We start from the raw sequence: 21,217 nt of genomic DNA, 5'->3' as shown, positions 1-21,217 counted from the left end.
GGTCGTTCACAGCCACCCCCCTAGCATTCGAGCCATGACGGTCCTGCCTGACGACGGGCTCTCCTTGGCCGCCGAGTTCCCTGACGCGACGCATGAGCAGTGGCAGCGCCTGGTAGAGGGCGTGCTGCGCAAGTCGGGCAAGGAAGCCTCCGGCGAGGCCGCGGAACACGCGTTGTCCACCACACTCCAGGACGGGCTCACCACCCGCCCGCTGTACACCGCGCCCGCACCCGGCGACGCCACCGGCGACACCGGCAACGCCACCGACACCGGTTTCCCCGGCTTCGCCCCCTTCGTCCGCGGCGGCACCCCCCAGGGGAACGCGGCGAGCGGCTGGGACGTGCGCCAGCGCCACCTCGGCACCGATCCGGTACGGGTCAACGAGGCGGTCCTCGCCGACCTGGAGAACGGGGTCACCTCCCTCTGGCTGACCGTCGGCCGGGGAGGTCTCCCGGTGGACGGTCTCGCCCGCGCCCTGGACGGGGTCTACCTCGACCTCGCGCCGGTCTCCCTGGATCCGGGGGCCGAATTCGCCGACGCCGCACGGGCGTTCCTCGCCCTGTGCGCCGAGCGCGGGGTGAGCCCCCACGCCGTCCGTGCGAGCCTCGGCGCCGACCCCTTCGGCCACGAGGCCCGGACCGGCGAGGCCCTCGACCTCGGCGAAGCCGCCGAGCTCGCCAAGATCACCTCCGCCGATTACCCCGGCGTGCGGGCCCTGACCGTGGACGCGCTGCCGTACCACGAGGCCGGCGGCAGCGCCGCCGAGGAGCTGGGCCTGTCCCTGGCCACCGGCGTCGCGTACCTGCGCGCCCTCACCGGGGCCGGGCTGTCCGTCGAAGCGGCCCTCGGGCAGCTGGAGTTCCGCTACTCCGCCACCGCCGACCAGTTCCTCACCATCTGCAAGCTGCGCGCCGCCCGCCGCCTGTGGGCCCGTGTCGCCGAGGCCTCGGGGGCCCCGGCCGCGGGTGCGCAGCGCCAGCACGTGGTGACCTCGCCGGTGATGATGACCCGCCGCGACCCCTGGGTGAACATGCTCCGCACCACCGTGGCCTGCATGGCCGCGGGCGTGGGCGGCGCGGACTCGGTCACCGTGCTCCCCTTCGACCACGAACTGGGCCTGCCGGACGCCTTCGCGCGCCGCATCGCCCGCAACACCTCCACCATCCTGCTGGAGGAGTCGCACCTGGCCCGCGTCATCGACCCGGCCGGCGGCTCGTACTACGTGGAGCGTCTCACCGACGAACTGGCCCACGCCGCCTGGGCGTTCTTCCAGACCGTGGAGAAGGCCGGCGGCCAGGCCGCCGCCCTGCGCTCCGGTCTGGTCGCCGACCGCCTCGCCGCCACCTGGGCCGAGCGCTCGAAGAAGCTGGCCAAGCGCCGCGAGCCGATCACCGGGGTCAGCGAGTTCCCGCTGCTGTCGGAGAAGCCGGTCGTACGGGAGCCCGCGCCCGCGCAGCCCGCCGGCGGACTGCCCCGCGTACGGCGCGACGAGTCCTACGAGGCCCTGCGCGCCCGGAGCGACGCGCACCTGGCGGCCACCGGCGCCCGGCCGAGGATCTTCCTCGCCGCGCTCGGCCCCGCGGCCGCGCACACCGCCCGCGCCACCTTCGCCTCGAACCTGTTCCAGGCGGGCGGCGTCGAGCCGGTGCACGACCCGGTGTCCGTCGACCCGGCCACGGCCGCCGAGGCGTACACAGCGAGCGGCGCGGACGGCATGGCCGTGCTGTGCTCCAGCGACGCGCTGTACGAGGAGCAGGCCGAGGCGGTGGCCGCCGCCCTGCGCGCGGCCGGCGCCACGACCGTGTACCTCGCGGGCAAGCCCGGTACCGCCGAGTCGGCCGTGGACGCGTACGTCTTCGCCGGCTGCGACGCGGTCGCCGTGCTGTCCTCCGTACTCGACCGGATGGGAGTCGCGTCGTGAGCGGCACCGGAATCCCCGATTTCTCCGAACTGGCGCTCGGCACGAGCCCGCACGCCGCCTCCGAGGACCAGTGGCGTGCCGCGGTCAAGGAGTCCACCGGCCAGGCCCCCGGCGACCTGCTGTGGGAGACCCCCGAGGGCATCGGCGTCAAGCCGCTGTACACCGGGCGGGACCTGGAGGGCCTGGACTTCCTGCACACGTACCCGGGCGTGGCCCCGTACCTGCGCGGCCCGTACCCGACCATGTACGTCAACCAGCCCTGGACGATCCGGCAGTACGCCGGCTTCTCCACGGCCGAGGAGTCGAACGCCTTCTACCGGCGCAACCTGGCCTCCGGCCAGAAGGGCCTGTCGGTGGCCTTCGACCTGCCCACGCACCGCGGCTACGACAGCGACCACCCCCGGGTGACCGGTGACGTCGGTATGGCGGGCGTGGCGATCGACTCGATCTACGACATGCGGCAGCTGTTCGACGGGATCCCCCTCGACAAGATGTCGGTGTCGATGACGATGAACGGCGCGGTGCTGCCCGTCCTCGCCCTCTACATCGTGGCGGCGGAGGAGCAGGGCGTCTCGCCGGACAAGCTCGCGGGGACCATCCAGAACGACATCCTCAAAGAGTTCATGGTCCGCAACACCTACATCTATCCGCCGAAGCCCTCGATGCGGATCATCTCCGACATCTTCTCGTTCACCTCGCAGAAGATGCCGCGGTACAACTCGATCTCCATCTCCGGCTACCACATCCAGGAGGCCGGGGCCACGGCCGACCTGGAGCTCGCCTACACCCTCGCCGACGGCGTGGAGTACCTGCGGGCCGGGCAGGGCGCCGGGATGGACGTGGACGCGTTCGCGCCCCGCCTGTCGTTCTTCTGGGCGATCGGCATGAACTTCTTCATGGAGGTCGCCAAGCTGCGTGCCGCCCGCCTGCTGTGGGCGCGGCTGGTCAAGCAGTTCGACCCGAAGAACGCCAAGTCCCTGTCGCTGCGCACGCATTCGCAGACCTCGGGCTGGTCGCTGACGGCGCAGGACGTCTTCAACAACGTCACGCGCACCTGCATCGAGGCGATGGCGGCGACCCAGGGCCACACCCAGTCCCTGCACACGAACGCCCTCGACGAGGCCCTCGCCCTGCCGACGGACTTCTCGGCGCGCATCGCCCGCAACACCCAGCTCCTGCTCCAGCAGGAGTCGGGCACCTGCCGGTCCATCGACCCGTGGGGCGGCAGCGCGTACGTCGAGAAGCTCACCTACGACCTCGCCCGCCGCGCCTGGCAGCACATCGAGGAAGTGGAAGCCGCCGGCGGCATGGCGCAGGCCATCGACGCGGGCATCCCGAAGCTGCGCGTCGAGGAAGCCGCGGCCCGCACCCAGGCCCGGATCGACTCGGGCCGGCAGCCCGTCATCGGCGTCAACAAGTACCGCGTCGCCAACGACGAGCAGATCGACGTCCTCAAGGTCGACAACTCCTCCGTGCGCGCCCAGCAGATCGCCAAGCTGCGCCGGCTGCGCGAGGAGCGCGACGAGCGCGCCACGCAGGACGCGCTGCAGGCCCTCACCAACGCCGCCGAGCGCGGCGCCGGCCAGGGCCTGGAGGGCAACCTGCTCGCCCTCGCCGTGGACGCGGCGCGCGCCAAGGCGACGGTCGGTGAGATCTCCGACGCACTGGAGAAGGTGTACGGGCGGCACGCGAGCCAGATCCGTACGATCTCCGGTGTGTACCGAACCGAAGCAGGCGAGTCCCCGTCCGTGGAGCGCACCCGTACCCTGGTCGACCGGTTCGAGGAGGCGGAGGGCCGCCGTCCGCGCATCCTGGTCGCCAAGATGGGCCAGGACGGGCACGACCGCGGCCAGAAGGTGATCGCGACCGCCTTCGCCGACCTGGGCTTCGACGTCGACGTCGGCCCGCTGTTCCAGACCCCGGCGGAAGTGGCCCGCCAGGCGGTGGAGGCCGACGTCCACGTCGTGGGCGTCTCCTCCCTCGCCGCCGGCCACCTGACCCTCGTACCGGCGCTGCGCGAGCAGTTGGCGGAGGAGGGCCGCGAGGACATCATGATCGTGGTGGGCGGGGTCATCCCGCCGGCGGACGTCCCCACCCTCCTCGAGATGGGCGCCACGGCCGTCTTCCCGCCCGGAACGGTCATCCCGGACGCGGCGCACGACCTGGTGACGCGGCTCGCCGCGGATCTGGGCCACGAGCTGTAGGCGGGGGCCGGTGCCGAAGATCGACATCGAGGCCTACGCGAAGGGGGTGCTCGACGGGAAGCGCGCGTTCATCGCACGCGCGATCACCCTCGTCGAGTCCACCCTGCCCGCGCACCGGGTGCTGGCGCAGCGCCTGTTGACGGAGCTCCTCCCGTACGCCGGCAACGCGCGCAGGATCGGCATCAGCGGGGTGCCGGGCGTGGGCAAGTCCACGTTCATCGACGCCTTCGGCACGATGCTGACCGGGCTCGGCCACAGGGTCGCGGTCCTCGCCGTCGACCCGTCCTCCACCCGCACCGGCGGCTCCATCCTCGGCGACAAGACGCGGATGGAGCGCCTCTCGGTCGACCCGGCGGCCTTCGTCCGCCCCTCCCCCTCCGCCGGCACCCTCGGCGGGGTCGCGAAGGCCACCCGCGAATCCATGATCGTGATGGAGGCGGCGGGCTACGGTGTGGTCCTGGTCGAGACGGTCGGCGTGGGCCAGTCGGAGACGACCGTCGCAGGCATGGTCGACTCCTTCCTCCTCCTCTCCCTCGCCCGCACGGGCGACCAGCTCCAGGGCATCAAGAAGGGCGTCCTGGAACTGGCCGACGTCCTCGCCGTGAACAAGGCCGACGGCCCGCACGAGCGCGACGCGAAGGCCGCCGCCCGCGAACTGGCGGGCGCGCTACGGCTGATGCACCCGGCCGACGCGGCCTGGACCCCGCCGGTCCTGACGTGCAGCGCCCGCGAATCGGCCGGCCTGGACGAGGTCTGGAACCGCCTGGAACAGCACCGCACCCTGCTGGACGCGGGCGGCCGCCTGGCGGCCAAGCGGGCGGAGCAGCAGGTGGAGTGGACCTGGTCGATGGTCCGCGAGGAACTGCTGGAACGCCTCCGCTCCGACCCGGGGGTACGGGACCTGGCCCCCGCCCTGGAGGCCGCGGTCCGCGCGGGGACCGTGACCCCCACCTCTGCGGCGGACCACATCCTGTCCGCCTTCGGCGGGCCCTGACGCTCTGGTGCGGCGCCGCTGCGGGGGCTCCGCGCCTCAAGCGCCGGCCGCGGGGCAATTCCAGCCCCTCCGGCGTTTGAGGAGCGGGGTCCGGGGCGGAGCCCCGAATCCTTGAGCCGCACCGGGCAGCCGGCACCAGCCACATCCAGCCCCGCCGGCACGTGAGGCGCGGGGCCCGGGGCAGAGCCCCGGCAACCGGCCCGCGGGCTACGCCCCGACCAGCACCGGGTCCGCCACGGCCAGCGCCCGCCGCAGCACCCGCACCTGCTCGGCCGGCTCGGCGGCCCCCAGCAGCGCCGACAGCACCGCGATCCGCGCCTGCCCCGCCCGCAGGGTCCCCGTCGGGACGGCCCCCGCCGCCACGAGGTCCACCGCACCCCCGTGCGTGTAGATCTCGGTGACCGGCCCGGCCATCACCCGCGTGGTCAGCGCGACCAGCACGCCCCCCGCGACGGCGTCCCGCACCGCGTCCACGATCTCCGGCGTCGCGTTGCCCGCGCCCGTACCCACCAGGACGACACCCTTCGCCCCCGCCGCGACCGCCGCGTTGAGCAGCACCGGGTCGCCGTCCGCGTGGTGCACCACCACGTCCACCCGGGGCGGCAGTTCCGGCATCGCCGGCAGCGGCAGGGCCGCCGGCCGCTGCGGCGTGCGCAGGATGGTGACCTTGCCGAAGCCGATCTTCCCGAGCAGCTCCTGCGAGGGGTCGGCGAAGGCGTCCAGCGCCACCGCCTGGGTCTTCACCGTGCCGCGCGCGGCGTGCACCCGTCCCGCGAAGGCGATCAGCACGCCGAGCCCGCGCGTGCTCGCGGCGGTGAGGAGGGCGTCGTAGAGGTTCTCGGGGCCGTCCCCGTCCGCGCTGCCCATGGGCCGCTGCGAGCCGGTGAACACCACGGAGCGCGCGTCGTGGTGGTGGAGGTCGACGAGCAGCGCCGACTCCTCCAGGGTGTCGGTGCCGTGCGTGACGACGATGCCGTCCACGCCGGGGTCCGCGAGCACCTCGTGCACGGTGTGCAGCAGGGTCAGCTGGTGGGCGGTGGTGAGGCGGGGGCTGTTCACGCTGAACAGGTCCACGACCTCGACGGTGATCCCCTCGGGCAGCGGCGCCGTGGCGATGACCTCGTTCCCGTCCGCGTCCGCCGCGAAGCCGGAGCCCTGCCAGCGGCTGGCTATCGTTCCGCCGGTGCTGATGACGACGATCCGTCCCATGGCCGTTGGCCGCCCTTCCCTCGAACGCCAGAACGCCCGCACATATGTACCTAAAGCAGCAATGATAGAGCGATCTACGCGCAATGGGATTGCGTCTTCAGCCCGCTCTGTAACATTCGGTGGGGGATAATTGCGCCATGGACGCGATTGACCGAGATATCTTGCGTGAGCTCCAGGCGGACGGACGGCTCAGCAACCAGGAGCTCGCCCAGCGCGTGGGCCTGACCCCCTCCCCCTGTATGCGCCGTGTGCGCCAGCTCGAACAGGACGGGGTGATCCAGGGCTACCGCGCCGTGATCTCCCCCGAGGCGGTGGGCCGCGGCTTCGAGGTGCTCGTCTCGGTCGAGGTGCGCCGCGACCGAGAGGCCGTGGAGGCCTTCGAGGCGGCCCTCCAGGACATCCCCGACGTGATCGAGGCCTACCGCCTCTTCGGCAGCCCCGGCTGCCTCCTGCGCATCGCCGTCGCGGACCTGCGCGCGTACGAACGCCTGTGGATCGAGAAGCTGACGGCCCTCTCCGGTGTCACCGAGGTCAATTCGCAGATCATCATGAAGCGCATCAAGGAACCGACCGGCCTGCCCGTCGAACGCTGACACCCCTGGCCGCCGCCCCGTCAGTGCTGGTGGCCGTCAGCGGCCCGCTCAGGGCCGGGCTGGACCGGCGCGGCCGGGCCCGCGTGGACCGTGAAGGCGGCGGTACGGACGGCGCCGTCGTGCTGGAAGTCCAGGAAGAGCCGGTACGCGCCGGGGCTGGGCGCCGTGGCGGTGAAGGAGATGCCGGGGCCGGGCTCGGTGGTGCCGTCGCCGGGTTCGCCGTTGGGGTGGACGTGCAGGTAGGCGAGGTCTCCCGCGCGCAGGGCGACCAGGTGTCCGTACGCGCCGAGGTACGGCTGGAGGTCGGTGACCGGGCGGCCGTCCTTGCTGACGCCCAGCCGCAGCTCGCCGGGCGTGCCGGGGCGCAGGTCGCCGTCGAGCGTGACGGTGTACCCGTCGACGACGGCGGTGCGTGACTCCGGGGGCAGTTCGGCGGCCCGGTAGGGGCCGGAGGCGGCGAGGTCGGCACCGAGGGTGAGGTTCCGACCGCCGGCCACGGCGGGGGTGAAGTCGGCGAAGACGCGGTAGTCGCCCGCGGCGGGCAGGTCGGCGGGGGTGCTCCAGGTCCCGTCGGCGGCCCGGGTGGGGTGCAGGTGGCGGTAGGTGGCGAGGTCGCGCGAGGCCAGGATCAGGTGGAGTTCCTTGCCGTGCTCGCTCCGGTAGGCGGTGACCGGCCGACCTGCCTGGTCCCGTACGGCGAAGCGCAGTTCGGCCGGCTGTCCGGCGTTCAGGCGCGGGGTCGCGAGGTCGAGCGTGTAGCCGGCTTCGGATATCTGGAGCCCTCCGGCGGCTGCCTGCGCCTGCCCTTGAGGATCGCCGCCCGCTGATGCGGCGGCCTCGCCGTGGCCCGCGTGCGCGGCGGGCGCGGAGGCCCCGCCCACGGGCCCGACCGCGGCGCCCACTCCGTAGGCGGCGCCAAACGACGCCGCGAGGGCGGCGGTGAACACGGTGATCTTCACGGCGGTGTTCATGGCACATCTCCTGGGTCGATGACGGGGACCGCTGCCGGTCGCCCTGGTCCGCGCAGCATATACCCCCAGGGGGTATATGCAAACGAGCGGGAAACACTTGCGCGGCATACCCATGGGGGGTATATATGAGCTCACGTTCGAGATACCCCCTCCGGGTATCAAGCCCTATCGGGAAGGGATGCTCCCATGTCCTGCTGCTCCACCGACGGCACCTGCTCGACCACCAACGCCGCGCCCGCCACCGCGGGCACCGCCACCGCCGGCATCTCCACCGTCTACTCCGTGGCCGGCATGACCTGCGGGCACTGCAAGGCCACGCTCACCAGGGAGATCGGCGCCCTCGCCGACGTCCTCTCCGTCGACGTCGACCTCGGCACCGGCCAGGTCACGGTGTCCACGGCGGGCGAGCCGGACGACGCCCTGCTCGCCAAGGTGATCGACGAGGCGGGCTACGAACTCACGGGCCGGGCGGCCTGAGCCCGCCCGGGCCCCGACCCCGTACCCGACCCCGCACGTCCACCCCACACCTCCACCGGCGCCGGGCCCGCCCACCACCGGGCCCGGCGGCCCACCCACCGCACCCCACCCGTTCCCTCACTTCGAGGAGCAGTGATGACCACCACGATCCCCGCCACCACCGAGGTCGAACTCGCCATCGGCGGCATGACCTGCGCCTCGTGCGCGGCCCGCATCGAGAAGAAGCTCAACCGCATGGACGGGGTCGAGGCCACGGTCAACTACGCCACCGAGAAGGCCAAGGTCACCTACCAGGGCGCCGCCGTCTCGGTCGCGGACCTGATCGCCACCGTCGAAGCCACCGGCTACACGGCCGCCGAGCCCGCGCCGATACGCGACACCGACGGCCTTGCCGGCCAGGACGGCACCGCGCCGCCGCAGTCCGACGAGCTGCGACCGCTGCGGCAGCGGCTGATCACCGCCGTGGCGCTGTCCGTACCCGTGATCGCGATGGCGATGGTCCCGGCCCTGCAGATCGACTACTGGCAGTGGCTCTCCCTGACCCTCGCCGCGCCCGTGGTCACGTACGCCGCCTGGCCCTTCCACCGCGCCGCCTGGACGAACGCCCGGCACGGTGCGGCCACGATGGACACCCTCATCTCGGTCGGCACGTCGGCCGCGTTCCTGTGGTCGCTGTGGGCGCTGTTCTTCGGCACCGCCGGTACGCCCGGTATGACGCACGCCTTCGAGTTCACCATCGCCCGCAGCGACGGCGCCGGGAACATCTACCTGGAGGCGGCGGCCGGCGTCACCGCGTTCATCCTGGCCGGCCGGTACTTCGAGGCCCGCTCCAAGCGCAAGGCGGGAGCCGCGCTGAAGGCGCTGCTGGAGCTGGGGGCCAAGGAGGTCACCGTGCTGCGCGACGGCCGCGAGGTCACGGCGGCGACCGCCGACCTCCAGGTCGGCGACCGCTTCCTGGTGCGGCCGGGCGAGAAGATCGCCACCGACGGCATCGTCGTCGAGGGCTCCTCCGCCGTGGACGCGTCCATGCTGACCGGCGAGTCCGTGCCCACCGAGGTGGGGACGGGGGACGCGGTGACGGGCGCCACCCTGAACGCCGGTGGGCGGCTCGTCGTGGAGGCCACCCGGGTCGGCGCCGACACCCAGCTCTCCCGGATGGCCAAGCTGGTCGAGGACGCGCAGAACGGCAAGGCGGCCGCCCAGCGCCTGGCCGACAAGATCTCCGCCGTGTTCGTGCCGATCGTCATCGCACTGGCGCTCGCCACCCTCGGCTTCTGGCTCGGCAGCGGCGCCGGCCTGACGGCCGCGTTCACCGCCGCCGTGGCCGTCCTGATCATCGCCTGCCCCTGCGCCCTGGGCCTGGCCACCCCGACCGCGCTCATGGTCGGCACCGGCCGCGGCGCACAGCTCGGCATCCTGATCAAGGGACCCGAGGTCCTGGAGTCCACCCGCAAGGTCGACACCATCGTCCTGGACAAGACCGGCACCGTCACCACCGGCCGGATGACCCTGCTCGCCGTCCACACCGCCGACGGCCAGGACGAGGCCGAGGTGCTGCGCCTGGCCGGCGCCCTGGAGCACGCCTCCGAGCACCCCATCGCTCAAGCGGTCGCCGCCGGCGCCGCCGAACGCGTCGGAACCCTCACCACCCCGGAAGACTTCGCGAACATCCCCGGCCTCGGCGTCCAGGGCATCGTCGACGGACACGCCGTCCTCGTCGGCCGCGAGAAGCTCCTCGCCGAGTGGGCCCTGCACCTGCCCGTGGGCCTGGAGCGGGCCAAGGCCCGGGCCGAGGCCGCCGGCCGCACCGCGATCGCGGTGGCCTGGGACGGCGAGGCCCGCGCGGTCCTGGAGGTCGCCGACGCGGTCAAGGACACCAGCGCCGAGGCCATCCGCAGCCTGCGCGCCCTGGGCCTCACCCCGATCCTGCTCACCGGGGACAACCGGGCCGTCGCCGAGGCCGTCGCCGCCGAGGTCGGCATCGACGAGGTGATCGCCGAAGTGATGCCCGAGGACAAGGTCGACGTGGTCAAGCGCCTCCAGGCCGAAGGCCGCTCGGTCGCGATGGTCGGCGACGGGGTCAACGACGCCGCCGCCCTCGCCCAGGCCGACCTCGGACTGGCCATGGGCACCGGAACCGACGCCGCGATCGAGGCCGGCGACCTCACCCTCGTACGGGGCGACCTTCGGGCCGCGACCGACGCCATCCGGCTGGCCCGCAAGACGCTCGGCACCATCCGCTCGAACCTGTTCTGGGCCTTCGCCTACAACGTGGCCGCCCTGCCGCTGGCCGCCGCCGGCCTGCTCAACCCGATGATCGCCGGTGCGGCGATGGCCTTCTCCTCCGTCTTCGTCGTAGGCAACAGCCTGCGCCTGCGCTCCTTCCGCGCCGGCCACTGACCGACCCGCACACACCCCGTAACAGCACCCGCACATTGGAGGTATGAAGCGATGTCAACCGTCGATCCCCGGCGCTGGTGGGCGCTCGGCGTACTGGCCGCGGCACAGTTCATGGTCATCATGGACACGTCGATCATCGGCGTGGCCCTCCCGCAGATGCAGCGGGACCTGGGCTTCTCCCAGGGAGACCTGCAGTGGGTGTTCAACGCCTACGTCATCGCCTTCGGCGGCCTGCTGCTCCTGGGCGGACGCCTCTCGGACCTGCTGGGCGCACGCCGCGTCTTCGCCGCCGGCTGGGTCGTCCTGACGGCCGGCTCCGTCGTCGCCGCGGCGGCGGACACCGCCTGGGTCGAGATCCTCGGCCGGGCCGTCCAGGGCGCGGGCGGAGCCCTGATCGCCCCCGCGTCGATGACCCTGCTGATGATGCTGTTCGGCCACGACCCGAAGGAACTCGGCAAGGCCCTCGCCCTCTACGGGGCAGCTGCACCCGCGGGCGGCACGGCCGGTGTCTTCCTGGGCGGGGTCTTCACCCAGTGGGCGAGCTGGCCGTGGATCTTCATCATCTACGTCCCCATCGGCATCGCCACCCTCGCCGCGACCGGCCTCCTCCCCACGGGCACCAAGCGCCGGGGCGCGGTGGACGTCCTGGGCGCCGCCGCCGTCACCGCCGGCCTCGCCCTCGCCGTCTTCACCATCGTCCGCGCCCCCGAGGCAGGCTGGACCACCCCACAAACCCTTCTCCAACTAACCGGAGCAGCGCTTCTCCTCACCCTCTTCCTCACCCTCCAGAAGTCGGTGAAGGCACCGCTGATGCCGCTCTCGATCTGGCGCACCCCGGGCCTGGGCATCTCCAACCTCGCCATGGCGCTGCTCGGGGCGGCGTGGATCCCGATGTGGTACTTCCTCAACCTCTACCTCCAGCAGGTCCTCGGCTACGGCGCCTTCGCCAGCGGCGCGGCGCTGCTCCCGATGACGGCACTGCTGATGGTGTTCATGACCACCCTCACCGCCCGCCTGCTGGGCCGCTTCGGCCCCAAGCCCCTGATCGCCACCGGCCTGCTGGTCCTCGCCGCCGGACTGGTCTGGCTCTCCGCCGTCCGACCCACCGGCACCTTCGCGGTCGACGTCCTCCCCGCGTCCCTGGTCGCCGCGACCGGCATGTCCCTCGCCTACATCCCCGCCCTGATGTCCGCCATGTCCGGCGCGCGTCCCGAACAGGCCGGCCTAGCCTCCGGCATCGTCAACACCACCTACCAGGTCGGCTCCGCCCTCGGCCTCGCCGCCCTCACCGCGGTAGCCGCCTCCCAAGGCGCCTCCCACGCGGCCGACCTCCCCACCCTCACCACCGCCTTCAGCACCGCCTTCCTCTGGGCCGCAGCAATAGCCGCCACAGGCGCCGCCCTCACCGCCACCCTCATGAAGGGCAAACCCACCAGCCAGTCTCCGGCCGCCCCGCAGGAGCGGACCGCAGAAACCGCATGCGTCAGCGGCTGAGCCCACCACCGAGATCTGGGCCGCTGCCGCGCCGGGCGTAGGCACGGGCAGCACGGGCACGGTCGCCGCAGCGGGTGGAACACCAGTGGCGGCGGCCGTGCCGGAGCAAGTAGCGGTTGCAGGGCGTGGATCCGCAGGCGGTGAGCCGTTCGGCGTCCGGAGAGGTCAACAGATCCGCGGCGTCGGCGGCGAGGGTCGCGAGGGCGTGGTCGACGATCTGCGTGGTGGGGTGCGGGGCGGCCCGGTAGGGGCCGGTCTTCTCGTCCCACTGGAGCAGCGGGGCCGTGGGAACCCTGGCGAGGGCGTCGTTGACCGCGCCCAGTGCGGCGGGAAGGGCGGGCAGCCCCTCGACGCGGGAGGCGAACAGCGCCCTGATCTGCTCGCGCAGGGAGCGCAGCTGCGCCGCGCACATCTCCCGCATCCCGACGTCGACCGGGGCGAGGCCGCGTTCCGTCAGCCACTCGTTCGCTCCCGCCGGGGTGCCGAGCTGATCGACGTAGTGCCCGCCGGGCAGCGCGATGGCGCTGTTGGCGAGGGCGAGCGAGGGGTACTGCTCGGCACCCGGTGCGGGCGCCAGGCCCGCCCCGCCGGTCACGATCTCATCCATGCCCCTCATGGTACGACTCACCCCCATCCATGAACCTCACGGAAAGGCTTGCGTCCATCCGTGATGCCGATCTACATTTCTCTCACGTTTCATTGGAAACCATCCGTGAGGTGCTTCTCGTGTCTTCCACCACCGCAGCAACGGAGCAGTTCCCCGTACGCGTCTTCGGCGGCCCGACCGCCCTCTTCGAGTACGGCGGCCTGCGGTTCCTGACCGACCCGACCTTCGACGGCCCCGGCGACTACCCGCGCGGCGGACGCCCGGGGCTGACGAAGACGGCGGCCTCCTCCGCCACCCCGGCCGACCTGGGCCGCGTCGACGTGGTCCTGCTCTCCCACGACGAGCACCCCGACAACCTCGACCGATCCGGCCGGGCGCTGCTCGCCGACGTACCCCTCACCCTCACCACCCCCGACGGCGCGAAGCGCCTGGGTGAGCGCACCGTAGGGCTTGCCGACTGGGAGCCGATCGAGCTGGACCGCCCGGGCGGCGGCACCATCACCGTGACCGGCGTGCCCGCCCTCCACGGCCCGGGACCACGCGAGGAGACGGAGCCGATCACCGGCCAGGTGGTCGGCTTCGTCCTGACCGGAGACGGCCTGCCCACCGTCTACGTCAGCGGCGACAACGCGTCGCTCGCCCTGGTATCCGAGATCGCCGAACGCTTCGCCCCCGTGGACACCGCGATCCTCTTCGCCGGCGCTCCCCGCATCCCCGTCCTCTTCGACGGCGCACTCATCGTCCTGAGCAGCGAGCAGGCAGCCGAAGCCGCAACGATCCTCGGCGCCCGCCGGGTCGTCCCCGTCCACTACGACAGCTGGTCCCACTTCACCGAGGGCCGCGACGACCTCATCGCAGCCTTCTCAACCGCGGGCCTCGCCGACGCCCTGCACCTGGGCGACCGGAACTGACCCTCCCCTCGCCTCCGCGACGAGTCCCAGCAATGCCCGACTCGTGGACCGTGCGGGTACCCGATGGGACGAGAGGCCGCTCCAGACCAACGAAACGACGTCCGGGTCGCCGCCGGGGACGATGAACCGCCTGATCCGGCCATACCAGGAGGACCGGAGCAGGCGGCTCGCGTCAGAACACGGCCTGGGCACTGTCCTCGTCGAACGGACGACGGGCTTCGGCGAGCGCGACCTCGTGGACGAACCACTCCAGCACGGCCCGGATGTCCTCACCGTGGGCGGCGAAGGCCTCCAGCGGGAAAGAAGGGCGCAGGTCGAGCCTGGCCTCGGCCAGGTCGATGCCGTCCACGGCGTTGAACCGCTCCATCAGAGCCCGGCGCAGCGGCTCGTCATCGAAGGGCGGCCGCCGCTTGAGGTACTGGAAGACGACCTCGACCGTGCCGGACGCGGGATAGATCGCGATCGGCCACAACGCGCGCGAGGCGTTCGTACCTCCGGCATCCACGGTCGGGAAGCAGCTGGTCTCTTCCCCCTTGCCGTAGACCTGGTGCCCACCCTGTTCTTCCCAGAACCGCAGCACGGCCAAGACGCCCTCGACGACCTCGGGCGTCTGGTTCTCCCGGAGCAGGGCCTCGAAACGGGCGGCCCCACTCGCCCTGGCTTCCTCGCTGCTGCGCGCCACGGTCGCGGGCAAGGACTCCTCCGGAATCTCCTTGCCCACCAGTACCGAGAGGTCGACGGCGCTCAGCCGGTGCGACTTGCGCGCCCGGCCGTTCTCGTCGAAGGGAACCCCTTCCGCCTCCAGGATCACCTTGGGATCGCCCGCAGCTCCCGCCAGCCCGCCCACTCGTCGTCGGAGTGCACGACCCCGTCCACCGGCCCGGGCCACAACTGCAGTGCGCGGTCTGCCAGTTCCTCACCTCGGGCGAGGATCTCCGCGCGGCCCCACCGCTCCTGCGCCGCGATCCCCTGGTTCATGCGCAGAGCGCTGGCGTCCAGCAGCTCCTGCTTGCGGCGGAACGGGTGGTTGGAAAGCTTCGCGTTCTCGCCGGTGAGGGTCAGGTTGCCGAGGGTGTGCACGAGCATGCCGTGGATCTCCTCGGGGCTCTCCCCGTCCCCGGTCTCCTCGGCGAGCAGGTCGAACCACTGCTGGGCAGGTTTCTGCGGCAGCACGTGCTCGACGGTGAGCTTCGCGTTGGCGTAGTCGACCGGTTCGCTCGACGCGTAGCTCTCCTCCAACCTGCGCAGGATCCGGAAGCGCTGGCCGCTGCGGCCCGTCTTGTAGAACAGGCGGGTGCGGATCGCGTCGCGGACGGCGTCGTCGCCGGGCCAAAGCCGCGCGCCCGTACGGTTGCGCGACAGGAATCGGCGTACGGCCTTGGCCGGGGACCCGTCCTTGTCGAGTTCCTTGGGGAGCTCCATGAACACCCGGTTGCTGCCCGTGGTGGACAGGCCCGCGAAGAGCCTGCGTGCCATGTAGCTCTCGGCGTAGGCGAGGGCCGTGGCGGCGTCCTCGGCCGTGGTCCTGCCCTCGTCCACCAGGTCGAGGAGGTGCAGGGCGAGCGGGTAGTGGACCTGGCCGCCCCACCGGGACAGCCGCTCCAGCGCCGCCTTCAGCTGGGGATCGGCCTCCCGCTCGGGCTCCACGATCCGCATCAGCCGGTCCGCGCGCAGGGCGAAGCGGGCGATCTCCGCCTCCAACGCCTCCTCGTCGCCGCTCAGCGGTTCGAGGCGCGGCCGGGAAGAAGGCCTTCGACAAGCGCCTGCCCAACAGCGAACCCAAGCTCCGCGAGGTCTTCGGGAAACTTCGGGCCAAGCACGGGACCGTGCTCGTCGTGGTCGACCAGCCGGCCTCCGTCGGCGCCCTGCCGCTGGCCGTCGCGAGAGACATGGGCTGCCCGGTCGCCTATCTGCCGGGGCTGACGATGCGGCGGATCGCCGATCTCTACCCGGGCGAGGCCGAAACCGACGCCCGCGACGCGTTCGTCATCGCGGACGCGGCCCGCGTCATGCCCCACACACTCCGCTCGGTCGATCTCGAAGACGAGACCATCGCCGAGCTGGAGATGATCGTCGGCTTCGACGACGACCTGGCCGGCGAAGCCACCCGCATCAGCAACCGCCTGCGCGGCCTGCTGACGCAGATCCATCCGTTGCTGGAACGTGTCCTGGGGCCGCGAGTGCAGCACCCGGCCGTGCTCAAACTCCTCGATCAGTTCGGCTCGCCCGCCCAGATACGCAAGGCCGGACGGCGTCGGCTCGTGACGCTGATCCGCCCCAAGGCACCGCGGATGGCCGAGCGCCTCGTCGAGGGCATCTTCACCGCGCTGGACGAGCAGACCGTCGTCGTCCCGGGCACGGACGCGGCCGCACTGATCGTTCCCAGCCTCGCCAGCTCGCTCCAGGCAGTGCTTGACCAGCGCAAACTCCTCGCCACGCGGATCGAGGAACTGCTGGAGGACCACCCTCGCTCCAAGGTCCTGACGTCCATGCCGGGGATTGGCGTCAGGACCGGAGCCCGCATCCTCATCGACGTCGGCGACGGCAGTTCGTTCCCGTCCGCCGCCCACCTCGCCGCCTACGCCGGCCTTGCCCCGACGACGAGCCGACGTGCTCTTCGTGATGCTCCGTGACGGCACCTTCTACGAACCCCAGACCGCCCCATCAGCTTGACCAAACCCATAGGGGCCCCCGTCAGGACGGCGCTCGCGGTGGACTGGTGCGGCATCAAGTCCTTCGGCTGACACCCCGCCCTGTACGACAGCGGCCCCCCGCCACCGAATTCCGGTGGCGGGGGGCCGCTGTCGTCCCAGCACACCGACAACCCCGGATCAGACATTTCAATCGTAGGCGTTCCCAGCCATCTTGCGCTTGAATTCATCGCTGTGCTGGACGTACTCGACGATCGTTCCGTCCGGACTCATGGCGCGCAAGTTGCGCCCTGAGGGAACCACCTTGATATCGTCGATGATCTTGACGCCGGTCTGAATGAAGTAGGCGCACACGGCGTCCAGGTCATCCACCAGGCAGGTCAACTTGGTGGCCTCGAACCGCTCGATGTCGGCCTTGTCTCCCGCGAGCAGAAGGAAGGTTCCGATCCCTACGATATCGAGCCTGAATTCCTCGTAATAAAATTCGTGGTGCGGACGGTCCACTCCTTGGAGTGCCATGTAGAACTTTTTACATGCTTCGAGTTCCGCCTTTCGAAGATATATCCTGTAAAAAGATTTGACGATCTTCATGGCTACTCCCGCCTCCCCTACCGCCGCTCCGTCAGGAAATGGAACGCCTTACCGTTGACGGTAATGGTCATGTACATTCCCGATCCTTCTGTGGCGGCACCCTGCGAGACGGTGTACGGCATGTGCCACTGATACTGCACGAGGGTTCCCTTTTCCGGAAGGAAGTCCGACCCGTCGTACCGCGAGACGTCGCCGTAGTTGTTGACGCCGAATCGACGGGGGTGCGTGCCTATCCACGGAAACACGGCTGCGCCGGCTCGCGCGAAGTCCTCCGGTGTCTCCAGCTCCACGACGGCCTTCTCCGCTTCGATCGCCAGCTCCTTGTAGTAGTCGCGAATCTGACTACCACTGCTCCGATCGACCGCCTCGCGCGGAACGAACAGGAACATGAGGTGGTTTCCGAAGGGAAGGCTTGCGCCGTACGAGGCGTTCTTCATCACGAGAAGGTTCTCGCTGGACCTCTTCTGGAACTCCGCCTTGACCGATTCGAGGAATGAACCGATCTTCACAGCCGGCTCGACGGTCTCGTGAACCGTCCAGGGCATGATCCGCACCGTTTCGCCCTCATCGACGGACGGCTTCCTCTCGGGGAGGTACTGGTCCAGGTCAGCGGTCTGCAGTTGAAGCTCCGATATCGCCTCCGCGATGCGGAATCGGTCTTCGCCCGCCTTCATGGTGCTCATCAACGCCTGATGGAAGCGGAAGCACCTGTAGCCGTCCTGCATGGACATCGGGAAGGCCGTGAAGATCCCCTGGATGTTGGGGTTCGACTTGTACGTGACGGACATCAACAGGAAGCCGTCGTAGTAATGGGGGTACTCGTCGAGCACGATCCCCTGAAACGATTCGATCGGGAATTCTTCCGGACTCTCGAACTCCCGCTCGATCAAATGACACTTCGAGAAGAGCGGGTTCTGGTCGAAGAAGTGACCGGCCGCGGCTCGAAAATCTTCGAGCGAAAAGGGCCGCTCGACGCTGTACGTCGAAAGTGCCGGGTAGAACTGCGCCACGTTGAGGGGGCGCGGGAAAGACATCAGGTTGAGACGGATCATCTTGTCGGCCATCGACAAAGGCATGCCTGATCACTCCAAGAGACGGGTGCGAGAAGGGCTGGAGGACGTTTCGGCCGGTCCGGTCACCCGGCCGCGTCCTCCTCCACAGCGTGAGCGGATTCCGCGCGCCAGGTGCACCCGTCGCCCGCCTGCTCGCACGACACCGTGACGTCCGGTTCCACGTAGCGGGTGGCGATGGCGGTCTGGAGTTTCTGGCAGTACCCGCACGGTGACTTGAACGTCAGCACGACGCCGGCGCGGGCGGCCTTCTTGCGGTACCGCAGAATCCCGCAGTCGGCATTGCGCAGGACGGTCCCCGAGGGCTGGGGCTCGGTGGACACCGCCGAGTCGTACAGCAGGAGCTGACGTTGCAGCCGGGCCACGAAGTGATCGGTGGCCGACACCCCGTCGGGCCGTTGCGCCCGCAGCAGGTCCGCGGTGATTCGGGAGTTCGCCTCGATCCATCCGTCCAGGCCTTCTTCGCCGTGCTCTCCCAGGACGAACTCCTCCGCGGCCGCCTGGGCCTCGAAGTACCGCTGGCGCCACAGGTCGACCTTCTCCTCCGGGTCGAGAGGAATCGTTTCAACGGTCATGGTCCGCATCCTTCCCGGTGACGTTGTCCAACTCGGCGAAGACCTCCTGGGCCACGCGCAGTCCGTTGTTGGCGACGGGCCAGCCGCCGTAGTAGGCGAGCTGAATGATGACTTCGACGATCTTCTCTCGCGACATGCCGAGGTTCAGGGAGGCGCCGATGTGGCCCCTCAACTCCCAATCGGTCCGCGCCATCGCGACCGCGGTCAGTGCGACCAGTTCGCGCTCCTTCAGGCTCAGTTGCGGGCGGGCCCAGATCTCGCCGAACAGGTGGTCGACGGTGATCTGCAGGAACTCCGGGTAGGAACCCGGGCGTGGTTCGCGGCCGAAGACCTCCTTGAAGATGACTTCACCCCGCTCGCGCCGGGCAGACTGCTGATTCATCGATCAACTCCTCCTTATGGGGACGAACGTTCGCGTCAAGGCGAACAGGCGACGATCGCTCGGACCCGGGCGGGTCCGGCAACGGCCCATTACAGGACGATGCTGAGCTTGCCGTGCTCGTACAACGTCTCGTGGTCGAGCACCACGACCCTTCTCCGGATCCGGAACGACTCGCCCTCGGGAATGAGTTCGCACCGATACTTTCCGACGTAGGCGTCGGAGCGCCCGTGCCCGAAGCGGTATGCGACGACATTCGCCGTCACCTCGAGGTAGCTGCCCTGATCAGCCAGGATCTCCACGTTGCTGATCACGCGATTCGTTCGCGACCGAGGGTCCTCGCACCACACCTCGCCATTGAGGATCTGCTCGATCCGCTGGCGAAGCCGGGCGGCGTCGTCGTCGATGAGCCCGAGCGCGCCGGCCGACTCGCCGCGGACATCGGTGGCCGGCACCACGTAGCGGATGTCGTCGGTCAGCATCTCGTCGTACCACTCGGTCAGACGCCACTCGTCGAGCAGCCGGGCCTCACGGAAAAGGAACTGGCTCACCCGATGCCACAGACTCAACTGGGCCGCATCGTCGACTATCAGTTCGCTGGTCATTCCTGTTCCGCCCCTTGCAGCTCGACCTGGCGAGCGACCTCGAAGTGACCGTCGTCGCCGTGCATCATCCGGTCCCACTGCCGCCAGAATTCGCGGGCAGGAAGCTCATCGGTCGTCTCGGGGATCTCCTTGTCCATACCGCGTGACAGGTCCGAGTAGCGCACCGTGCTGTTGCGATAACCTCGCTGGCACGACTCGATGATCTCGATGTCGTCGGGAGTGGCGAAGCCGGCGGGGCCGAGGAACGTCAGGTAGTGGCTCTTGCGGAGTTCCCGGATCTCCGGATCTTCGTCCTTGGGGGCCAGCGCAACCGAGGTGATGGCCATCCGGTCGGCGCCGACCGGGTCGATCTTGCGGATCGTGAGCGCAATCGCGTCGATGATCATCAAGTTGGGGAAGATCATCAACGCGCGGTTCATGCCGGTGATCCGTTGGGCGCGTTCGGCACCGAACTTCTCGACGAACCGTGCGGCGGTCGCCTCCATGCGCGGCCGGAGCTCGGGATCGAACATCGGCGTCCAGTGGGCGAGCGGGCGGGCCGCGGCGGGCGGCAGCTCGTTGGCACCATGACCCAGGCCGAGGGCGCGGGCGAAGCCGCCCCGTCGTCGTGGTGGCACCGACCCGAGCGACTGCATGTAGCTGACGTAACGCTTGTGCAGTGCTCGGAAGTGGTAGATGTCGACACTGTTCTCCATCATGAGCTTCCAGTTGGCCTGAGCCCCGTGGAGTTGCGCACCTTGGATCACCTCCATCCCGGTCTCGGACTGGTCGGCTACCAGATCGATGTATTCCGTGGCTCCCGCCAGGTACTCGGTCAGGGTGCGCGGCTGCTCCGGATCGAAGGTGACGAAGACAAAGCCGCGGTAACTGTCACTACGGTGCTCCGCCAGGCCGAAGTCCGCCTTCCGGAATCCCGGCCCGTACCCGTCCGGAATAGGAACCCCGGTCAATTCGCCCTTGTTGGAGAACGTCCAGTCGTGATAGGGGCACCGGAAGGATTTGACCTGCCCGGCCGGCTGCGAGCAGAGCAGAGCCCCGCGGTGAGTGCAGCTGTTGGCGAACACCCGGATCACCCCGTCGGACCCGTGCACCATGAACACCGGGCGCCCGCCGACATCGCGCGACACGTAGGAGCCCGGTTCGGGCACCTCCGATTCGTGCCCGATGTACAACCAGCAGCGATCGAAGATCCTGGCCATCTCCTGTGCGGCCACATCGTCGTCGGTGTAAGCGCGGCGGTCCACCCGGAACGAGAGGCGCTCCAGATCATCGACGACGATCGGTTCGTCCTCCAGCCGCTGCAGTTCGATCGTCACTGCTCCCTCTTTCGCTGTAGTTTCTGAACGGTTCTGACGACCACCTCGACCGTGCGTGCGGCAGCATCTCCACAGGATTCCGCGGCACTGCCAAGTGGTGGATCACAACCACGGGCAGGCTGTCAGACCGCCCAGTCGGTCGTACATAGGACCTAAGTCCCTGGGACTTAAGTCCCTGGGCCTTAAGTCCCATCGCACCCGGTCCGGGGGCCGTCGAAAGCCAGGTCAGGGCGCACATTGAGGTAGCCT

At 70.2% G+C, this 21,217-nt stretch carries 19 protein-coding genes and 1 pseudogene; 9 read left to right on the top strand and 11 right to left on the bottom strand.

What is annotated here, in order from left to right; translation table 11 throughout:
• Positions 1-34: 34 nt before the first annotated feature.
• The 3 genes from AB0O21_RS09810 to meaB are packed head-to-tail and all read left to right on the top strand — an operon-like array spanning position 35 to position 5,119.
• Positions 35-1,921: a methylmalonyl-CoA mutase family protein gene (locus AB0O21_RS09810; protein WP_365168469.1), complete on the top strand. Its 1,887-nt coding sequence runs from the start codon at positions 35-37 to the stop codon at positions 1,919-1,921.
• Positions 1,918-4,125, top strand: coding sequence for a methylmalonyl-CoA mutase (gene scpA / locus AB0O21_RS09805; protein ID WP_365168467.1), 2,208 nt, complete (start codon positions 1,918-1,920; stop codon positions 4,123-4,125). Before AB0O21_RS09810 ends, scpA begins: the two co-directional genes overlap by 4 nt.
• Before the next feature lie 10 nt (positions 4,126-4,135).
• Positions 4,136-5,119 carry a methylmalonyl Co-A mutase-associated GTPase MeaB gene (gene meaB / locus AB0O21_RS09800; protein ID WP_365168464.1) on the top strand — a complete coding sequence of 328 codons (984 nt, stop codon included), beginning with the start codon at positions 4,136-4,138 and terminating at the stop codon, positions 5,117-5,119.
• A 207-nt stretch (positions 5,120-5,326) separates the two neighbouring features.
• Here the strand turns inward: meaB and AB0O21_RS09795 are convergent, their stop codons facing one another.
• Positions 5,327-6,328 carry an asparaginase gene (locus AB0O21_RS09795; RefSeq protein ID WP_365168462.1) on the bottom strand — a complete coding sequence of 334 codons (1,002 nt, stop codon included), beginning with the start codon at positions 6,326-6,328 and terminating at the stop codon, positions 5,327-5,329.
• Between the two features lie 137 nt (positions 6,329-6,465).
• On the opposite strand from AB0O21_RS09795, the gene AB0O21_RS09790 reads away from it, so the two are divergent.
• Entirely contained in the window at positions 6,466-6,921 is a 456-nt protein-coding gene (locus AB0O21_RS09790) for an Lrp/AsnC family transcriptional regulator (protein WP_362390758.1), read from the top strand.
• Positions 6,922-6,941: 20 nt separating this feature from the next.
• Here the strand turns inward: AB0O21_RS09790 and AB0O21_RS09785 are convergent, their stop codons facing one another.
• Complete coding sequence (locus AB0O21_RS09785) at positions 6,942-7,892, bottom strand: hypothetical protein (protein WP_365168460.1); 951 nt, start codon at positions 7,890-7,892, stop codon at positions 6,942-6,944.
• A 186-nt stretch (positions 7,893-8,078) separates the two neighbouring features.
• Here AB0O21_RS09785 and AB0O21_RS09780 point away from each other — a divergent pair, with 186 nt between their 5' ends.
• The 3 genes from AB0O21_RS09780 to AB0O21_RS09770 all read left to right on the top strand — a co-directional run bounded on the left by AB0O21_RS09780 (position 8,079) and on the right by AB0O21_RS09770 (position 12,263).
• Positions 8,079-8,369, top strand: coding sequence for a heavy-metal-associated domain-containing protein (locus AB0O21_RS09780; protein WP_365168458.1), 291 nt, complete (start codon positions 8,079-8,081; stop codon positions 8,367-8,369).
• A gap of 135 nt (positions 8,370-8,504) precedes the next feature.
• On the top strand, positions 8,505-10,769 hold the full coding sequence (locus AB0O21_RS09775) for a heavy metal translocating P-type ATPase (RefSeq protein ID WP_365168455.1): 2,265 nt from the start codon (positions 8,505-8,507) through the stop codon (positions 10,767-10,769).
• Positions 10,770-10,820: 51 nt separating this feature from the next.
• Positions 10,821-12,263 carry an MFS transporter gene (locus tag AB0O21_RS09770; RefSeq protein ID WP_365168452.1) on the top strand — a complete coding sequence of 481 codons (1,443 nt, stop codon included), beginning with the start codon at positions 10,821-10,823 and terminating at the stop codon, positions 12,261-12,263.
• On the opposite strand, the gene AB0O21_RS09765 is transcribed toward AB0O21_RS09770, so the two are convergent.
• Positions 12,253-12,879 carry an ABATE domain-containing protein gene (locus AB0O21_RS09765; RefSeq protein ID WP_365168450.1) on the bottom strand — a complete coding sequence of 209 codons (627 nt, stop codon included), beginning with the start codon at positions 12,877-12,879 and terminating at the stop codon, positions 12,253-12,255. The genes AB0O21_RS09770 and AB0O21_RS09765 overlap by 11 nt on opposite strands.
• Positions 12,880-12,989: 110 nt before the next feature.
• Here AB0O21_RS09765 and AB0O21_RS09760 point away from each other — a divergent pair, with 110 nt between their 5' ends.
• Positions 12,990-13,781: an MBL fold metallo-hydrolase gene (locus AB0O21_RS09760; protein ID WP_365168447.1), complete on the top strand. Its 792-nt coding sequence runs from the start codon at positions 12,990-12,992 to the stop codon at positions 13,779-13,781.
• A 172-nt stretch (positions 13,782-13,953) separates the two neighbouring features.
• On the opposite strand, the gene AB0O21_RS09755 is transcribed toward AB0O21_RS09760, so the two are convergent.
• On the bottom strand, positions 13,954-14,592 hold the full coding sequence (locus AB0O21_RS09755; protein ID WP_365168444.1) for a hypothetical protein: 639 nt from the start codon (positions 14,590-14,592) through the stop codon (positions 13,954-13,956).
• Positions 14,589-15,482: an HNH endonuclease family protein gene (locus AB0O21_RS09750; RefSeq protein WP_365168442.1), complete on the bottom strand. Its 894-nt coding sequence runs from the start codon at positions 15,480-15,482 to the stop codon at positions 14,589-14,591. The genes AB0O21_RS09755 and AB0O21_RS09750 overlap by 4 nt, the downstream gene beginning before the upstream one ends.
• Positions 15,483-15,517: 35 nt before the next feature.
• On the opposite strand from AB0O21_RS09750, the pseudogene AB0O21_RS09745 reads away from it, so the two are divergent.
• Positions 15,518-16,454 (top strand): annotated as a pseudogene (locus AB0O21_RS09745) (IS110 family transposase); the annotation flags it as partial.
• A gap of 167 nt (positions 16,455-16,621) precedes the next feature.
• On the opposite strand, the gene AB0O21_RS09740 reads toward AB0O21_RS09745, so the two are convergent.
• From AB0O21_RS09740 to AB0O21_RS09715, 6 genes are all read right to left on the bottom strand, one after another.
• A complete protein-coding gene (locus AB0O21_RS09740; RefSeq protein ID WP_365168439.1) occupies positions 16,622-17,023 on the bottom strand; it encodes a hypothetical protein in 402 nt (133 codons plus the stop codon).
• Positions 17,024-17,040: 17 nt separating this feature from the next.
• A complete protein-coding gene (locus AB0O21_RS09735) occupies positions 17,041-18,087 on the bottom strand; it encodes a hypothetical protein (protein WP_365168437.1) in 1,047 nt (348 codons plus the stop codon).
• Positions 18,088-18,158: 71 nt separating this feature from the next.
• A complete protein-coding gene (locus AB0O21_RS09730; RefSeq protein ID WP_365168435.1) occupies positions 18,159-18,668 on the bottom strand; it encodes a hypothetical protein in 510 nt (169 codons plus the stop codon).
• Positions 18,658-19,050 carry a carboxymuconolactone decarboxylase family protein gene (locus AB0O21_RS09725; RefSeq protein ID WP_365168433.1) on the bottom strand — a complete coding sequence of 131 codons (393 nt, stop codon included), beginning with the start codon at positions 19,048-19,050 and terminating at the stop codon, positions 18,658-18,660. Before AB0O21_RS09725 ends, AB0O21_RS09730 begins: the two co-directional genes overlap by 11 nt.
• 89 nt (positions 19,051-19,139) lie before the next feature.
• Entirely contained in the window at positions 19,140-19,652 is a 513-nt protein-coding gene (locus AB0O21_RS09720) for an aromatic-ring-hydroxylating dioxygenase subunit beta (RefSeq protein WP_365168431.1), read from the bottom strand.
• The gene (locus AB0O21_RS09715) at positions 19,649-20,968 is read right to left on the bottom strand and encodes an aromatic ring-hydroxylating dioxygenase subunit alpha (protein ID WP_365168429.1); all 1,320 of its coding nucleotides are present in this window, start codon (positions 20,966-20,968) and stop codon (positions 19,649-19,651) included. The genes AB0O21_RS09720 and AB0O21_RS09715 overlap by 4 nt, the downstream gene beginning before the upstream one ends.
• Between the last annotated feature and the right edge of the window lie 249 nt (positions 20,969-21,217).

Origin of the sequence: Streptomyces sp. NPDC091371, from assembly GCF_040684275.1 — a bacterium.
In the GTDB taxonomy this organism is placed as follows: Bacteria; Actinomycetota; Actinomycetes; order Streptomycetales; family Streptomycetaceae; genus Streptomyces.
The sequence above is the reverse complement of the archived record's forward strand: the minus strand, read 5'-3'. Positions and strand labels throughout refer to the sequence as shown.

What these genes read in the sequence shown, in the direction of transcription:
- AB0O21_RS09810 (WP_365168469.1), top strand. Translation starts at nt 35, where the DNA reads ATGACGGTCCTGCCTGACGACGGGCTCTCCTTGGCCGCCGAGTTCCCT.
- AB0O21_RS09795 (WP_365168462.1), bottom strand. Translation starts at nt 6,328, where the DNA reads ATGGGACGGATCGTCGTCATCAGCACCGGCGGAACGATAGCCAGCCGC.
- AB0O21_RS09790 (WP_362390758.1), top strand. Translation starts at nt 6,466, where the DNA reads ATGGACGCGATTGACCGAGATATCTTGCGTGAGCTCCAGGCGGACGGA.
- AB0O21_RS09785 (WP_365168460.1), bottom strand. Translation starts at nt 7,892, where the DNA reads ATGAACACCGCCGTGAAGATCACCGTGTTCACCGCCGCCCTCGCGGCG.
- AB0O21_RS09780 (WP_365168458.1), top strand. Translation starts at nt 8,079, where the DNA reads ATGTCCTGCTGCTCCACCGACGGCACCTGCTCGACCACCAACGCCGCG.
- AB0O21_RS09775 (WP_365168455.1), top strand. Translation starts at nt 8,505, where the DNA reads ATGACCACCACGATCCCCGCCACCACCGAGGTCGAACTCGCCATCGGC.
- AB0O21_RS09770 (WP_365168452.1), top strand. Translation starts at nt 10,821, where the DNA reads ATGTCAACCGTCGATCCCCGGCGCTGGTGGGCGCTCGGCGTACTGGCC.
- AB0O21_RS09765 (WP_365168450.1), bottom strand. Translation starts at nt 12,879, where the DNA reads ATGAGGGGCATGGATGAGATCGTGACCGGCGGGGCGGGCCTGGCGCCC.
- AB0O21_RS09740 (WP_365168439.1), bottom strand. Translation starts at nt 17,023, where the DNA reads ATGAAGATCGTCAAATCTTTTTACAGGATATATCTTCGAAAGGCGGAA.
- AB0O21_RS09735 (WP_365168437.1), bottom strand. Translation starts at nt 18,087, where the DNA reads ATGGCCGACAAGATGATCCGTCTCAACCTGATGTCTTTCCCGCGCCCC.
- AB0O21_RS09730 (WP_365168435.1), bottom strand. Translation starts at nt 18,668, where the DNA reads ATGACCGTTGAAACGATTCCTCTCGACCCGGAGGAGAAGGTCGACCTG.
- AB0O21_RS09725 (WP_365168433.1), bottom strand. Translation starts at nt 19,050, where the DNA reads ATGAATCAGCAGTCTGCCCGGCGCGAGCGGGGTGAAGTCATCTTCAAG.
- AB0O21_RS09720 (WP_365168431.1), bottom strand. Translation starts at nt 19,652, where the DNA reads ATGACCAGCGAACTGATAGTCGACGATGCGGCCCAGTTGAGTCTGTGG.